Annotated in this window: 15 protein-coding genes; 5 read left to right on the top strand and 10 right to left on the bottom strand. The window is 39.0% G+C overall.

Going from position 1 to position 14468, the window contains the following annotated elements:
• Window positions 1-80: 80 nt before the first annotated feature.
• A complete protein-coding gene (locus PS1M3_RS14660; RefSeq protein WP_203987326.1) occupies window positions 81-947 on the top strand; it encodes a cation diffusion facilitator family transporter in 867 nt (288 codons plus the stop codon).
• On the opposite strand, the gene PS1M3_RS14655 is transcribed toward PS1M3_RS14660, so the two are convergent.
• From PS1M3_RS14655 to PS1M3_RS14645, 3 genes are read right to left on the bottom strand one after another with little or no spacing between them, the layout of a single operon-like run.
• A complete protein-coding gene (locus PS1M3_RS14655) occupies window positions 907-1854 on the bottom strand; it encodes an alpha/beta fold hydrolase (protein WP_203985210.1) in 948 nt (315 codons plus the stop codon). The genes PS1M3_RS14660 and PS1M3_RS14655 overlap by 41 nt on opposite strands.
• A 3-nt stretch (window positions 1855-1857) precedes the next feature.
• Window positions 1858-3273 (bottom strand): ATP-binding protein, encoded by a 1416-nt coding sequence (locus PS1M3_RS14650; RefSeq protein ID WP_203985207.1) that lies wholly within the window; start codon window positions 3271-3273, stop codon window positions 1858-1860.
• Complete coding sequence (locus tag PS1M3_RS14645; RefSeq protein WP_203985199.1) at window positions 3251-3940, bottom strand: response regulator; 690 nt, start codon at window positions 3938-3940, stop codon at window positions 3251-3253. The genes PS1M3_RS14650 and PS1M3_RS14645 overlap by 23 nt, the downstream gene beginning before the upstream one ends.
• Before the next feature lie 183 nt (window positions 3941-4123).
• Between PS1M3_RS14645 and PS1M3_RS14640 the strand changes: the two genes are divergently transcribed.
• Window positions 4124-4615 (top strand): Spy/CpxP family protein refolding chaperone, encoded by a 492-nt coding sequence (locus PS1M3_RS14640; RefSeq protein WP_203985191.1) that lies wholly within the window; start codon window positions 4124-4126, stop codon window positions 4613-4615.
• Between the two features lie 81 nt (window positions 4616-4696).
• Here PS1M3_RS14640 and yacG read toward each other — a convergent pair whose 3' ends face one another.
• From yacG to nadC, 7 genes are all read right to left on the bottom strand, one after another.
• Window positions 4697-4927: a DNA gyrase inhibitor YacG gene (gene yacG / locus PS1M3_RS14635; protein ID WP_006794561.1), complete on the bottom strand. Its 231-nt coding sequence runs from the start codon at window positions 4925-4927 to the stop codon at window positions 4697-4699.
• Between the two features lie 67 nt (window positions 4928-4994).
• On the bottom strand, window positions 4995-6671 hold the full coding sequence (pilB, locus tag PS1M3_RS14630; RefSeq protein WP_203985184.1) for a type IV-A pilus assembly ATPase PilB: 1677 nt from the start codon (window positions 6669-6671) through the stop codon (window positions 4995-4997).
• 132 nt (window positions 6672-6803) lie between these two features.
• Window positions 6804-7436, bottom strand: coding sequence for a dephospho-CoA kinase (coaE, locus tag PS1M3_RS14625; RefSeq protein WP_203985175.1), 633 nt, complete (start codon window positions 7434-7436; stop codon window positions 6804-6806).
• Between the two features lie 17 nt (window positions 7437-7453).
• Entirely contained in the window at window positions 7454-8347 is an 894-nt protein-coding gene (locus PS1M3_RS14620) for an A24 family peptidase (protein ID WP_203985173.1), read from the bottom strand.
• A 178-nt stretch (window positions 8348-8525) separates the two neighbouring features.
• The gene (locus PS1M3_RS14615; RefSeq protein WP_203985165.1) at window positions 8526-9752 is read right to left on the bottom strand and encodes a type II secretion system F family protein; all 1227 of its coding nucleotides are present in this window, start codon (window positions 9750-9752) and stop codon (window positions 8526-8528) included.
• 74 nt (window positions 9753-9826) lie between these two features.
• Window positions 9827-10279 (bottom strand): pilin, encoded by a 453-nt coding sequence (locus PS1M3_RS14610; RefSeq protein WP_239104501.1) that lies wholly within the window; start codon window positions 10277-10279, stop codon window positions 9827-9829.
• A 533-nt stretch (window positions 10280-10812) separates the two neighbouring features.
• Complete coding sequence (gene nadC, locus PS1M3_RS14605) at window positions 10813-11658, bottom strand: carboxylating nicotinate-nucleotide diphosphorylase (RefSeq protein ID WP_203985161.1); 846 nt, start codon at window positions 11656-11658, stop codon at window positions 10813-10815.
• A gap of 216 nt (window positions 11659-11874) precedes the next feature.
• Between nadC and ampD the strand changes: the two genes are divergently transcribed.
• From ampD to pdhR, 3 genes are all read left to right on the top strand, one after another.
• Complete coding sequence (gene ampD, locus PS1M3_RS14600) at window positions 11875-12429, top strand: 1,6-anhydro-N-acetylmuramyl-L-alanine amidase AmpD (RefSeq protein ID WP_203985159.1); 555 nt, start codon at window positions 11875-11877, stop codon at window positions 12427-12429.
• A 13-nt stretch (window positions 12430-12442) separates the two neighbouring features.
• A complete protein-coding gene (ampE, locus tag PS1M3_RS14595) occupies window positions 12443-13294 on the top strand; it encodes a beta-lactamase regulator AmpE (protein ID WP_203985158.1) in 852 nt (283 codons plus the stop codon).
• A 393-nt stretch (window positions 13295-13687) separates the two neighbouring features.
• Window positions 13688-14437: a pyruvate dehydrogenase complex transcriptional repressor PdhR gene (gene pdhR, locus PS1M3_RS14590; protein ID WP_006794551.1), complete on the top strand. Its 750-nt coding sequence runs from the start codon at window positions 13688-13690 to the stop codon at window positions 14435-14437.
• Window positions 14438-14468: the final 31 nt, after the last annotated feature.

Raw genomic sequence — 14468 nt, 5'->3', positions numbered from 1 at the left:
ATTGAATACTCTTTTTAGCGGATGAAATTGTGCATAACCGCAGTTACGAATTTTGGGTTAAAGCTTCTAGTATTATTACTATGGTAATGGTGAGTTTAATGATTGCGGCAAAGGCGTGGGCCTGGCTTGCTTCAGGCTCTGCTTCAATGCTTGGCTCCTTAACAGACTCATTAATGGACATTACCGCTACATTTATGAGTTTTTTAGTTTTAGGCTACGCACTGCGTCCAGCCGATGATGATCATCGGTTTGGCCACGGTAAAGCCGAGGCATTAGCAGGGCTTGGGCAAGCTGCGTTTATTGCAGGCTCGGGCTGTTTACTGGCATTTCATGGTATAGAGCGCTTATTTAACCCTATAGAGCTTACACATTCATTATTAGGTGTATGGGTAAGTGCTTTTGCAATTGCATGTACCCTGGTCATTGTTTTTGTGCAAACTAAGGTTATTCAGCATACCGAGTCGATTGCTATAAAAGCAGATTCGGTGCATTACAAAGGTGATTTGATTTTAAACGCTGCTGTTTTAATTGCGATTGCTCTATCTTATTACGGAATGATGTATGCCGATCCTATTTTTGCAATAGGGGTAGCAGGTTACTTACTTTATAACAGTTGGGATATTGCAAGAGATAGTGCCGATCATTTAATGGATAAAGAACTCCCAGACGATGAAAAGCAAAGCATTTTTGATATTGCTAAAGAGCACAGCGATGTGCATGGCGTACACGGGATCCGTACTCGCCAGGGGGGGAAAATTAAGTTTATTCAAATGCATTTAGAGCTTGATGACCATTTAAGTCTAATACGAGCCCATACTGTGGCTGATGAGGTTGAAGCGATGATTGGTGCTCGTTTTGAATCTGAGGTTGATATACTAATCCACCTCGACCCGCTTTCTGTTTTAACTAAGCCGTCACCGACTCACAAAACTTATACAGACTCTTAAGTACTGGCTGGCGTACATCATCACATTCAAAGAATAGTTCGTGCTTGGCGTCAGCAAAGCTTTCTAGGGTAATATTCGCGTACTTATTAGCTAGTCTATAGTGCGCTTCATTATCGACAACTACATCGTTTTTTGCGCTTGCAATATAAAGTGGAATATCAACAGTAAGCTCATCTATTGATGATAAAAAAGTAAAGGTTGAATTTAGCCACCCATAAGTAACCCCGCCAAGTTGTAGCAAAGGCTCCTCATTATATGTTTGCCTAAATAGGCTGTAGCGTAATTCGCAACTTGTTAATACGTTTAAAGGGAACTCTTCTGGGGTGTAGTCGGTTTGCCCAAGGGCATAGCTAAACTGAAAACCAAGACGCACGGCATTACTTGCAATTATTCGGGCTAAAGGCTTTGGAATACCTTTGGTGTGTATATCGAACATTGGGGCTGATAAAAACGCACCGCTAAAACTATGCTCATAGTTTGCCAAATAATCAAATGCAATTGCACCTCCCATTGAGTGGCTCACTAATAGCTTTTTACCTTGCCAAACGGTGTCGACTATTTGGGTGTTAAATAAATTAAGGTCGGCACTGTAGTCACCAAAATTATTTACATAGCCCTTATGTTTATTTTTTAAATAGCGGTAAGAGCGACCCTGTCCTTGGTGGTCAACAATAAAAACAGCAAAATTATTAGTATAAAGCTCCCATAACAACTCTTTGTATTTATCGAGCCCTTCGATTCTGCCTGAGCTAATAACTATGGCAACATGAGCTTTATCTGGCTGGGCATGCGCATAAAATAACTGCCCATTAGGCGTATTTAAATACGCTTTAACTAATGTGTTTTGATAAAAATCATTAATGGCTGATTGGTTACCTTTAAGCTCGCGCTCACTACTATAAAACATGGTTTACTCTTTGATTATTGGCAGTGTGATATTAGCACACAAGCCGCCCTGATCTTTGTTCGATAAGACTAAGGTGCCATTATGAGCTGTAATTGCATTTTTTGCGATAGCTAAGCCTAAACCGGTTCCACCACTGACTCTATCTCTTGCATCAGACTGCCTAAAAAACGGCTCACATAGCTTATCAAGCTGGTTATTTGGCACGCCTGGGCCATCATCACATATTTCAATATGCACGGCATCACCATGCGATAGTTTTATACTTATTGTGTTATTTGCATATTTAATGGCATTACGAAGTAGGTTTTCAAGCGCGCTGGCAATCAGGGCTTCATCGCAGCTAATGGTTACGCTTGCATCGCCTGTTATTGTTAACTGCTTATCATATTGTTTTGCTTCAAATTTTGCATCGTTTAAAACATGTTCAACAATAACGTTTAGTGATTGCTTTTGCATTGCAAGGGTTTGGCTTTTTGCTTCTAAACGAGACACTTGAAGCACATCAGCAATCATTTGATCGAGTTGATTAGCCTCTTTTTCTATTCGTAATAAATAAGACTGACTTGCTTCATTTGCTTGCATTTGTGCAAGGCCTGTTGCCATTTTTAAGCGAGTAAGTGGCGAACGTAACTCATGGGATATATCAGCAAGCAAGCGTTTTTGTGAGCTTATTAATAGTTCTAGCTGGTTTGCCATACTGTTAAAGTCTCGACCAAGTACCCCTAGCTCATCTTTTCTATTAGTTGAAATAGCAGCACGTGCGCTTAAATTGCCAGAAGATAGTTTTATAGCTGCTTTTTTAAGGCTGTTAATTGGTGCAATTAAGTTACGACTAAACAAAAAGCTCAAAATTAAAGAGGCAATAATTGCAATAGATACTTTGATCCAGCCGGGCATTAGCTTTAAGCGTATAAACAGAGGTGGCTGATTGTTTATGTCTATTTCATATAAATAAAATACTCCTTCGGGGACGGTTAATTGAACTGGCCCAAAGGCTTGATATTGCTCAGTGAAAACAATTTGCGGTGGCATGTTTTTGGTAAAATTAAGAAGGCTTAGGTCTATGTTTATAGGTGTTTCTTTATTAGTAAAAGAAATATCAGATTGCTCAGCGCTTAAATATAAAAGCTTACGTTTAGATAAGCGTGGATGCGAAAGAATACTCTCAAGCGAACGTTTATGCTTATATGCAGAGCGCTCAATGCTTCTTGCGGTATAAGCTAGGTTTTTTTCCATCGGGCCATGTAAGGGTTCATTACTTACTAAGTTCAGTACACTGATATTACTTAAAAAAACAAGCGCAGTAACGGTGCCAATAATGGTTAGCCAAAACCAAACAAATATTTTAAAAAATAAATAATGCCTAGGGTGCTTAAGCCAAGATAAAGCGCCTGATTTACTCGCCTTGGATGAAAACATAACCGCTGCCTCGCATTGTTTTAATTCGTTCTGTTTTAATGTGCTCTGCTATTTTTTTTCGGATATTACTTACATGCATATCAATAGAGCGGTCGAACGATGCTAAACGCCTGCCTAGCACTTCTTCACTAATTTGCTCTTTACTAACAACTTGGCTGGCGTTTTTACACAAAAGTGCCAGTATTTCGTACTCTGTGCCAGTAAGCGTGAGAGTATTTTCATCAATAGAGGCTTCTCGTGCTGCAAGGTTAATAGTTACACCATTTACAAGCAGCTTATTAGTTGTGTTGATATTTAAGCTGTTTATATGCTCTATACGACGTGTAATCGCTTTTACGCGGGCAAGTAACTCTCTGTGATTAAATGGTTTTGGTATGTAATCATCCGCACCGAGCTCTAATCCAAAAATACGATCAAAGTCTTCACCTTTAGCTGTAAGCATAATAACTGGGGTGAGTTTGGTTTGCCTAAGTTGTTTTAGAACTTCAAAGCCATCTAGCGTAGGTAGCATGACATCAAGCAATATTAATGCGTAGTCGTTTGCCTGTGCTAACTTTAGGCCTTGTTCGCCGTCGTGTACGCTTTGTATTTCAAACCCTTGGCTTGAAAGGTATTCGCTTAGTAACTCACAAAGACCCGTATCGTCGTCAATCATTAATAGTTTCATTTACAAACCCTTAGGCAATATTTCATTTCTTTATTTTACGCCCTTAATTGCTCAAAAGTGAATCTTTACACAACCTTTACACTGCTTTGCGTTACTTTGCGTTGAGTTAGTTATAGTTAACTCACTGGCTAGGCAATTACACGACAGCCAACCACAACCAACCCAACAGTTAAGGTGATGATTATGACTAAAGTAAATACACTTTCAAAATTAGTACTTATTTGTGGCTTAGCAACAGCCACACTTGGTGCAGGTAGCGTACTAGCTAAAGGCGGTATGCATGATCGACAAGGGCATTCTTCAGCGCGTTTTTTACTTTCTGAACGCGGCGCCGAAAAACTTGATTTAACGCAAGGTCAGCAAACTAAGCTAAAAGCTATTTTTGAAGCACAAAAAACACAAATGAAAGCCTTACGAGGCGACGATAAAGAAGCACGTAAAGCAATGCGTGAAGCGCACAAAGCAAAAATGGACGTACTACTATCAGCAGCAACATTTGACGAAAATGCAGCAAAAGAGCTTTTAAGTGAGCGCCAAAGTAAAGGTGAAGAGTTTGCCTTAATTAAGCTAAAAACGCAGCATCAAGTAATGCAGTTGCTTAACGCAGAGCAAAAAGAAAAGTTTGCTAAAATTCAAAAGCGTAAAAGTAAAAAGCAGCGTAAGCAAAAAAGCTAACTGACCCTAAGGTTAACTTTTAAGTGAGTACTAAAAAGCCAGCATTTAGCTGGCTTTTGTTTATATAAAAACTAGATGACATTACTTAAAAAAGTCATCTTCATTTTTAGCCATCATGGCTTCTATGTCTTCAATCATGTCTTGGTTTATTTGATCAGCCGATGTGATTGGCGCTGAAATTTTATTATTTTCAAACGACCACTCACCCAGATCAATGAGTTGGCAACGCTTAGAACAAAATGGGCGGTGAGGACTTTGCTCAGACCACTCAACATTTGTTTTACAGGTTGGACAATTTACAACAGTAGGCATGTTTTACTCTCAACAGGTTACTCATTAGCGCTTACTGTATTTAAAGCAAGCAAAGCGCTAAATAGTTTTACATATTAGTTACGCGGTTTATTTCAGCAAGTGACGTTAAACCATCAGCGGCTTTACGTAAACCCGATAGGCGCAAATTATTAAAACCGGCTTTTAATGATACCTCAGCGATTTCTAGTGAGTTACCACCGCGCATGATTATTTGTGCAATTTCTGGTGTGATTTGCATAACTTCGTAAATACCTACACGGCCTTTGTAACCATCGGTACAGCCATCACACCCTTTAGGTGCATATAAAGTTATATCTTCAATTTGCGCTGTACTAAATCCTTGACGAGAGAGCTCTTCGCTTGGCAATTGTTCTGCCGTTTTACATTTAGGGCATAAACGACGTGCTAGTCGCTGTGCAATAATTAAACTAATTGAGCTGGCTACGTTATAGGCGGGTACGCCCATATTTAATAGTCGGGTAATGGTTTCTGGCGCTGAATTGGTATGTAATGTAGATAAAACCAAGTGACCCGTTTGCGCCGCTTTTATTGAAATTTCTGCGGTTTCAAGGTCACGTATTTCACCTACCATAACTACATCGGGATCTTGACGTAAAAACGCACGCAGTGCATTAGCAAAGGTCATGTCGGCTTTAGGGTTAATTTGTACTTGGTTTATCCCTTCAAGATTTATCTCAACTGGATCCTCAGCGGTACTAATGTTTCGCTCAGGTTGGTTTAATATGTTTAAACCCGTATAAAGCGATACCGTTTTACCTGACCCGGTAGGACCTGTAACAAGTATCATGCCTTGTGGTTGACCAAGTGCATCCATGTATAACTTTTTCTGCTCTTCTTCGTAACCAAGTACATCAATGCCTAGCATAGCGCTTGATGAATCAAGAATACGCATTACTATTTTTTCGCCCCACAGCGTGGGCATAGTACTGACACGAAAATCGATACTTTTTCGTTCAGTAATTTTTAATTTAATTCGGCCATCTTGTGGTTTACGCTTTTCGGCAATATCAAGTCGCGACATTACTTTAATACGAGCAGAAAGCTTGGTTGCTAATGTATTAGGCGGGCTTGCCACTTCGTGCAAAATACCATCAATACGAAAACGAATTCGGTACTTATGCTCGTAAGGTTCAAAATGTAGATCCGATGCGCCTTTTTTTATCGCGTCCATTAAAATTTTATTAATGTACACAATAATTGGGGCATCGTCTTTGTCGTCATCTTGAGGTGCAGATTCTTTTTGGCTTTCTGTCTCTAGGTCGGCAAATTCTTTAAACTCATCATCGCTTAAATTTAGGCTGCCGGTTGCATCTAGCAATTGCTCAATTTTATTATCGAGCTGAATGTAATCAACGACGACTATTTCACATGAAAGGCCGGTACTAAATTCAAAGTTTTCGAAGGCGCCGTAATCGGTTGGATCAGAGGCCGCCACATACACTTTTCGGCCTTTTTGTACCAACGGTAAAATATGGTGTTTGCGGATCAGTTTTTCTTTTACAAGATCGGCAGGAATAGATGCAGGATCAAAGTCTTTTAAATCAAAATAGGGAACACGAAACAAATCAATACATTGCTCTGCTAACTCTTTACTGTCTATTTTTCCGCATTTAGAAATCAGTTCAGCGGTTGAGGCAAACTCTTGCTGCTTTGCTTTTACCGTATCGGCATCAATACGCCCAAGCGTAAGAAACTTTCTTAATAACGGTGAGTTAATATTCATTGCGCACCTTTTTAATCCTTCAGAGAGAGTAATTTATCAGAAAAAAGAAGGGGATTACATTACTCTTCACAATCTAGGCTAAATTTATTAATTAATATAGGAGATTAGTTTGTTTTGACTCGTTTTTACTATTTAAGTTGCTTGCATTTGTGCCATGTGCAGATAACGTTTATGCAGCGTTAATAAGTCGTGGTTAACGTCGTTAAGTGCACGGTCGTTATTTAAAATATCATCTGCTTTTTTTTGTTTGTCTTCGCGTGACATTTGCGCTGCAATAATCGCTTTTACTTGCTCAACACTTACGTTATCACGCGAAGCCGTGCGCTCTATTTGTACACTTTGAGGTATATCAATCAGTAGCGTTCGATTACACAATTTATCTAGGCTGTTTTCAAACAAAAGTGGTGCTACAAGTACTACATATGGACTTTTTGCGGCAGTAAGGTCGTTATGTATTTTGTTTCTAATGAGTGGATGCAATAAATTATTTAGCCACTCTTTGTCGGCACTATTAGTAAAAATACGTTCACGTAAAGCGCTTCTGTTTAGTGTGCCTTCGCGCAATAAAATACTTTGTCCAAATTTGCTTACAATGGCATTTAAACCATCGCTTTTAGGCTTTACGACTTGGCGCGCAATAATGTCGGCATCAACTATTGTTATACCCAGCTGCTCAAACATATTACTTACCGCTGTTTTGCCACAGCCTATACCACCTGTTAAGCCAAGTACCCAAGGCGATGCTTTAATATCAGATTTGCTCATTTTAGTGCGCACTCAAGTTAGTAACCAATTAAGTTAAAATACGCGCTTTGCAATTGGTTACCCCACAGTAACGTGATCCAACCAGCAATTGCTAGGTAAGGCCCAAATGGGATGGGCGTTGCTTTATCTTTACCCTGAATAGTTAACAAAGCGATGCCAATAATGGCGCCAACAACACTTGAAAGCAGTATTATGGTAAGTAACGACTGCCAACCCAATAGCGTACCAAATAAAGCTAACAGTTTAAAGTCGCCATAGCCCATGCCTTCTTTGCCGGTTAATAACTTAAATAGCCAAAATACACTCCACAAGCTTAAATAACCAAAAGCGGCACCCATAACGGCATCACTTGGTGTAATTGTAACTCCGCCAACAGCGGCAATAAGTGCCAGCCAAACAAGCGGCAAAGTTAGCTGGTCAGGCAGTAACATGTGGTCTATATCAATAAAGGTCAGTGCCACAAGTGCCCATGTGATCACTATGTATAATAATGCTTGTTCTGTTGCGCCAAAGGTATAAGCAACCACTAAGCTTAATAGAGCCGTAACAGCCTCAACTGCAGGGTAACGAATAGAGATAGGATTACTACAACTTGCGCATTTACCCTTAAGTATTAACCAGCTAATAATAGGAATGTTTTGCCAAGGCTTAATGGCCGTTTTGCACTTAGGGCAGGTAGAATTTGGTTTTACAAGATTAAAAGGCTCGCTGGTGTTTTTTGGTTTAGCTTGATTGGTATTGAGCTCGTCTTCAAGTAATAGCCTACACTCGCTTTGCCACTCTCGCTGCATCATAAGCGGCAAACGGTAAATAACTACGTTTAAAAAACTACCCACACATAAACTAACTAAGCCAACCGTGGTTAAATAAAACCACAGTTGGCTTTGCATTACTTCAATAATACTTTGCATATATACCTGAAAATTTGTCTAAAAAAGTCTAAAAAAGTCTAAAAAAGTCTAAAAAAAGGTCTAAAAATTAAGTGAGATAATTATCACAAAGAGAAGTTAAAGAAAGCAAATAAAAAGACTAAACCGCCAACCTTATGAAAACAAAGATCTCTTTAATTTCTGTAAAATTTTTTATTAATTAAACAACAGAACCTAATTGGAAAATAGGCAAATACATAGCAATAATCAAACCACCAACCAATACACCAAGTACCGCCATAATAAGCGGCTCTAACAGGCTTGAAAGCCCATCAACCGCATCATCAACCTCTTGCTCGTAAATAGTCGCTACTTTTGCCAGCATGCCATCAAGCGATCCAGACTCTTCACCAATGGCGACCATTTGGATTACCATATCAGGGAATATTTTAGAGTTTCGCATCGCCCAGTTCATCTGATTACCCGAGCTCACTTCGGCTTTTATATCTAGTATTGCATAGCGGTAAACAGCATTTCCGGATGCACCAGCTGCAGAGTTGAGTGCATCAACCAGTGGTACACCAGCCGCAAAGGTGGTCGACAGTGTGCGGGCATAGCGGGCAACGGCTGCTTTATTTAAAATCATACCGATTACAGGAAGTTTTAATATGACTCGGTCGGTTGCATCTCTAAGTTTTAAACTTCTGAGTTTGGCTTCTTTAAATGCATAACCAAATGCAACAATAGTGATTAATATCATCCACCAATACGCTTGCATAAAGTTAGATATACTAATTACAAATAAGGTAAATGCGGGAAGCTCAGCGCCAAAGCCCGCAAATATATCTTGAAACTGTGGCACTACGAAGATTAAAAGTATTGAGGTAACTATAAGTGCTACAACTAAAACTGCGATAGGGTAAAACATGGCTTTTTTAATTTTTGACTTAAGCGCTTCTGACTTTTCTTTGTAAAGTGCAACACGGTCAAATATTTTATCAAGTGCACCCGATTGCTCACCTGACTCGACTAAATCACAATATAAATCATCAAAGTATCGAGGGTATTTTCTTAGTGCTGAGGAAAGAGTTTGCCCTGCTTTTACATCACCACCAATTGCATTCATTAACTTACTGACACTTTTATTATTTGAGCCACTAGCAATCATTTCAATTGATTGTATTAATGGAACACCTGCTGTGAGCATGGTTGCAATTTGACGAGTTACTAATGCTATATCTTTAGGGGTTATTTTCTGTGTGTGTACACCAAATAAAGGCTTTGCTTTGCGTTTTACTTTTGAAGGGGTAATTCCTTGCTTACGCAGCTGAGCTTTTATTAAAGCAATGCTTTGACCTGTTAGTTCGCCTTCTAGTTTCTTCCCTCGAGCGCTCACACCAACCCACTCAAAAGTATCCAAACTTTTATTTTCTTGTTTTTTAGCCATTACTTTGATACCACCTGAAAATTAAAAAGGTAGCATAAAGCTACCTTATAATCGTTCAAACTTTAATGGTCTTATTAATTAGATGCTGCAACAGTTGTACAAGTTGCAGGTGCTAATTTAGCTTCTACAGTTGTTGTACACGACCAAGTTCCAGTTGCGGTTCTACCTAAAGTGATAGTGCCACTTTGGACAGTGCCTGACCCTAGCATTGAGCATGAGATAGCATTTGCTTGTGCTCCTGTAGCTGCAGGTGCGTTCACCGAAAAAGCATTGCATCGAGCTGTGGCAGCAGTTGTAGCTGAACTAAGCCCTAAATTTGCTGCAGTATAAAATGCATTAGGACGACCTTCTGAAATGGCTACATCATAGGCGCTACGCGCACCTGATATTTCAGCTAGAGAAGAGGCAACCTGAGCTTTCTGTGTATAATCTTGGTAAGCAGGTAATGCTACTGCTGCAAGAATACCGATGATTGCTACTACAATCATTAATTCAATTAGGGTGAAACCCTGTTGTTTTTGAGTCATTGTTTTCATGTTTCCTCTCCTAAAGGATAGATTGTGTAAATTAAATCATTAATTGGCATTGTGCCTAACTTAATTTAACTGATTTACTTTACAGTTTTGCTTAAAATAAACTTTTTCGCTATCCACATTTTGCTGCAGAGTTAGCGCTATATTTGCACTTTAGCTTTAGGGTATGAAACACAAAAGCTAGGTGTGAATTCACTATGTTTTATACTTAACTGGCTGCTTATAGGCTGGATACAAATAATTGCTAACAGCAGCTAATAAAAAGTGTAGTCATAAGTAACTTGGATTGCTTGTTAGGATGAGCTTAAAAACAAGTATCTAGTTATTTATGACGAGATTTTATAATAAAACAGTACAAGTGTATCATTTTATTTTAGTTGTTAGCACGCTACTTTTCCTAAAATAGCTAATTAATTTAACAAATTGTTACAATTAGTTATTTTTAACTATTAAATTACTTTTGTTTTAACTTGTCAACGCTTTAGCATTTATTAAATGTAGAACTAAATTATTACTTTGGCCATACATCATTCAAAACGCATCGACAAATCGATTGATTGTAAGTTTTTTGTTAATGCACCGCTAGATATAAAGTCGACACCCGCTTGTGAATACGTTTTAAGTGTTTCTAGCGTCATATTGCCAGACACTTCTAATTTAGCGCGTTTGTTAGTTAAAATAACGGCTTGCTTAATTTGTTCAACGCTAAAATTATCAAGCATGATTATATCGGCGCCTGCGTCTATGGCTTGCTTTAGCTCTTGCAGCGATTCAACTTCAACTTCAACCGGTTTGCTTGGGTGATTTAGTTTTGCCTGAGCAATGGCTTTATTTATACCTCCGCAGGCTGCTATGTGGTTTTCTTTTATTAAAAATGCATCAAACAACCCAATACGGTGGTTTGCGCCACCACCGCACTTTACTGCATATTTTTGCAGCGCTCTGAGTCCTGGAATAGTTTTACGGGTATCGAGTAGCTGTGTGCTAGTACCACTAAGCTCTTTTACATAATGCGCTGTGGTTGTTGCTGTGCCAGAAAGCGTTTGTACAAAGTTAAGTGCAGTGCGCTCAGCGGTTAAAATTGCGCGGGCGGAGCCTTTTGCTGTAAATAAAGTACTGTTGGCAGTGACAACGTCGCCATCGTTTACCAGTACTGATACCTGCACTGTTGGGTCTACTTGCTTGAACACTTCAATAATGATGTCTTTTCCACAAAATATGCATTCTTCACGGGTTATCACTTTGGCACTTGCTTGCTCGTTTTGTGGGATAAGCTGAGCGGTAATATCCCCATCGGCTGCGGTTTGGTAGTTTAAGTCTTCGTCGAGCGCAAGGGTAACAAGTTGACTAAGTAAAGTGTGCGAAATAGACATGGCTAAAAGCTCATAAGCATTAATAAATTAAAGAAAATTTTACTATGTTTAAATAATGAATAGAAGCGCTTTTAATTATTAGAGCATAGCTGAGAGCTTTATTATTAAAATATAAGCAGCTTATAATTCCTTACCTACCTAGGTGGGATTTGGTTACTATCATTATTTTTATAAATCCTTTAGCATCAAGGTTATGAATAGTTTGGTATAAATGTAATGGCAATTGATTTAAATGGAGTGTTATTAGCGGCGCAACAGCGCGCATGCACGCACTATGATGAGCGCCCAGAACACACAGATATTACCTTGTTGGTCATTCATAATATTTCACTCCCCGCAGGGCAGTTTGGCACACCCTTTGTAGATGATTTATTTATGGGGTGTATTGATTGCAATGCCCATACAAGTTTTAGTGATTTAAAAGGGCTGCGTGTATCAGCGCATTGCTTTATTAAACGCACTGGTGAGTTGATTCAATACGTGCCATTTAACAAGCGTGCTTGGCATGCCGGCGTATCTGAATATGAAGGACAAACTGTATGCAATAATTACAGTATTGGTATTGAGCTTGAAGGCACCGATACAGCTGCTTATACTCGCGATCAGTACGCCTCGTTATGTAATTTAAGTAAATCTATAATGCAGCGCTATCCCAAAATTACCTCTTCGCGTATTGTGGGGCACTGCGATATTGCACCCGGTCGCAAAACAGACCCCGGCAGTAGTTTTAACTGGCCATTATTTTTAAACATGCTTGAGCAACCAAGTTGAGAGAGTCACTATCATGATTTTAGTTTCTATTATTTTAGCGTTAATTTTAGAGCGTTTAGGGGCGCGAGCTAACTATTGGCAAATAAGTTATTACGCCAATGGCTATTTAAAACGCTCCAACCGCTTACTTGCCAGTAACGGTTTATTTAGTTCGGCAATGGGTTTTTTAATTTGGCTATTTTTACCTGTAGTAGCTATGGCGTGTATTTACAACTTGTCGAAATTTGTTTTGTGGGAGTTGGCCATTAATATTGCTGTTTTACTTGTTTGCTTTGGTTGTGCAAAGCAACGTGCTTTATATAAAGCATATTTAAACGCACTCACACGCGATGATGGTACCGCGGCGTCTTTATATGCACTGCAAATGGGGCAAAAACGTACTGAAGATCAAAAAGGCGGTGAAACCTTTGGGCAAACACTTGCTTGGGTAAATTTTAGGTTTTACTGTGCCGTTATTTTTTGGTTTGTTGTTCTAGGTGCGCCGGGTGCTGTTTTATATGCTCTTGTACGTACTTTTGCCGATTTAGTGCGAGATAACCATAAAGTGATATTTGCTAAACATTTTAAGTTAATACATAAATTACTGTTTTGGTTAGATTGGTTACCCGCACGTATAGCGAGTTTTGGTTACTTAGTAATTGGTAACTTTAATAAAGGAACGAGCTGCTGGTTACATTACGCGCTTGATTTTTCAAGCCCTAACCGAAAGGTCGTCACTTATACTGCGCTTGCAGCAGAGCAAGTAGAAAAGCGTTATTACGGTTGCACTTACGAGGCAACGTGTATGATTAAGTTAGTTAAGCGTAATGTACTATTTTATTTAGTTTTAATTGCATTACTTACTTTGTTTGGCGGTTTGTCTTAACACCTTATTTTTTTGAAGCCAATTTAAAGGTAAAGCACTTATTTACGCTAAAGTGCTTTGCTCTTGGCTTCCTTGCCTATTTAAAACGCTTTAAACATAGCAATTAGATCTTTCCTTAAAATAGAGTTAAAACTCTAAATTTATCTGGTCAGACCATTTGAATGTTAATCTTACTAGCCTCTCAAAACTAAGCTATATTGTGTATTGTTTGATCTTCGTTAAAAATGCGTTACGCTAATATCCCCGTACAAGTAACCTGTAAATTGACAGCTATATGGGTTTTTGATAACGTATTGCAAATTCTTGGTATGACCAATTTACCTTTTGGGTAAATCTTATAACTTTAAGCTCCAGTTTTGGGGCTTGGTATTTATACAACGCGGACGTTGATTCATGTCTTTAAAGATTAAAGCAGCAAAACTATCTGATGTTATTTTACAGCAACTTGAGAATATGATTCTTGAGGGATCGTTAGCACCAGGAGAAAAGCTGCCTCCAGAGCGTGAACTAGCAAAACAGTTTGAAGTGTCTCGTCCTTCGCTGCGCGAGGCCATTCAAAAGTTAGAAGCAAAAGGGCTCGTTACGCGTCGTCAAGGCGGTGGTACGTTTGTAAAAAATCAGCTGGAAGAAGGGTTAACTGATCCGTTGTTTGAACTGATAAGTAAACACCCTGAGTCACAATTTGATTTGCTCGAATTTCGTCATGCTTTAGAAGGTATTGCTGCTTACTACGCAGCACTGCGAGGTACAAGTAACGATTTTACTAAAGTAAAACAAAGCTTTGATAAAATTGCGCTTTCGCATGATGACCTACAGCAAAAAGCAAAAGCAATTAATGCCTTTCATTTTAGTGTGGCTGAGGCCTCACATAATGTTGTGTTATTGCACTTGGTGAGAGGTATGCAGGCGCTGCTTGAGCAAAACGTATTGCAAAATTTAACGGTTTTATTAGAAAAACCTGATATTAGCAGTCAGTTAGCCGAGCACAGGCGTTTGTTAATGGATGCGGTTATTGACGGCAATCCAGAACAAGCTCGTTTAGCAAGTAATGCGCATTTAGCGTTTATTGAGGAAGCATTACTTGAAGCGGGCAAAGAATATTCGCGAATTGAACGTAGTTTAAGACGCACAAAACAAAATTAAGCTAATACTCTATTACTTGAACACACTAACT

The organism is Pseudoalteromonas sp. PS1M3 (genome assembly GCF_016865405.1).
Classification (GTDB): domain Bacteria; phylum Pseudomonadota; class Gammaproteobacteria; order Enterobacterales; family Alteromonadaceae; genus Pseudoalteromonas; species Pseudoalteromonas marina.
Note: the sequence above shows the minus strand (reverse complement) of the source record. Positions and strands in the feature narration are given on the sequence as shown.

What these genes read in the sequence shown, in the direction of transcription:
- PS1M3_RS14660 (WP_203987326.1), top strand. Translation starts at nt 81, where the DNA reads ATGGTAATGGTGAGTTTAATGATTGCGGCAAAGGCGTGGGCCTGGCTT.
- PS1M3_RS14655 (WP_203985210.1), bottom strand. Translation starts at nt 1,854, where the DNA reads ATGTTTTATAGTAGTGAGCGCGAGCTTAAAGGTAACCAATCAGCCATT.
- PS1M3_RS14650 (WP_203985207.1), bottom strand. Translation starts at nt 3,273, where the DNA reads ATGTTTTCATCCAAGGCGAGTAAATCAGGCGCTTTATCTTGGCTTAAG.
- PS1M3_RS14645 (WP_203985199.1), bottom strand. Translation starts at nt 3,940, where the DNA reads ATGAAACTATTAATGATTGACGACGATACGGGTCTTTGTGAGTTACTA.
- PS1M3_RS14640 (WP_203985191.1), top strand. Translation starts at nt 4,124, where the DNA reads ATGACTAAAGTAAATACACTTTCAAAATTAGTACTTATTTGTGGCTTA.
- yacG (WP_006794561.1), bottom strand. Translation starts at nt 4,927, where the DNA reads ATGCCTACTGTTGTAAATTGTCCAACCTGTAAAACAAATGTTGAGTGG.
- pilB (WP_203985184.1), bottom strand. Translation starts at nt 6,671, where the DNA reads ATGAATATTAACTCACCGTTATTAAGAAAGTTTCTTACGCTTGGGCGT.
- coaE (WP_203985175.1), bottom strand. Translation starts at nt 7,436, where the DNA reads ATGAGCAAATCTGATATTAAAGCATCGCCTTGGGTACTTGGCTTAACA.
- PS1M3_RS14620 (WP_203985173.1), bottom strand. Translation starts at nt 8,347, where the DNA reads ATGCAAAGTATTATTGAAGTAATGCAAAGCCAACTGTGGTTTTATTTA.
- PS1M3_RS14615 (WP_203985165.1), bottom strand. Translation starts at nt 9,752, where the DNA reads ATGGCTAAAAAACAAGAAAATAAAAGTTTGGATACTTTTGAGTGGGTT.
- PS1M3_RS14610 (WP_239104501.1), bottom strand. Translation starts at nt 10,279, where the DNA reads ATGACTCAAAAACAACAGGGTTTCACCCTAATTGAATTAATGATTGTA.
- nadC (WP_203985161.1), bottom strand. Translation starts at nt 11,658, where the DNA reads ATGTCTATTTCGCACACTTTACTTAGTCAACTTGTTACCCTTGCGCTC.
- ampD (WP_203985159.1), top strand. Translation starts at nt 11,875, where the DNA reads ATGGCAATTGATTTAAATGGAGTGTTATTAGCGGCGCAACAGCGCGCA.
- ampE (WP_203985158.1), top strand. Translation starts at nt 12,443, where the DNA reads ATGATTTTAGTTTCTATTATTTTAGCGTTAATTTTAGAGCGTTTAGGG.
- pdhR (WP_006794551.1), top strand. Translation starts at nt 13,688, where the DNA reads ATGTCTTTAAAGATTAAAGCAGCAAAACTATCTGATGTTATTTTACAG.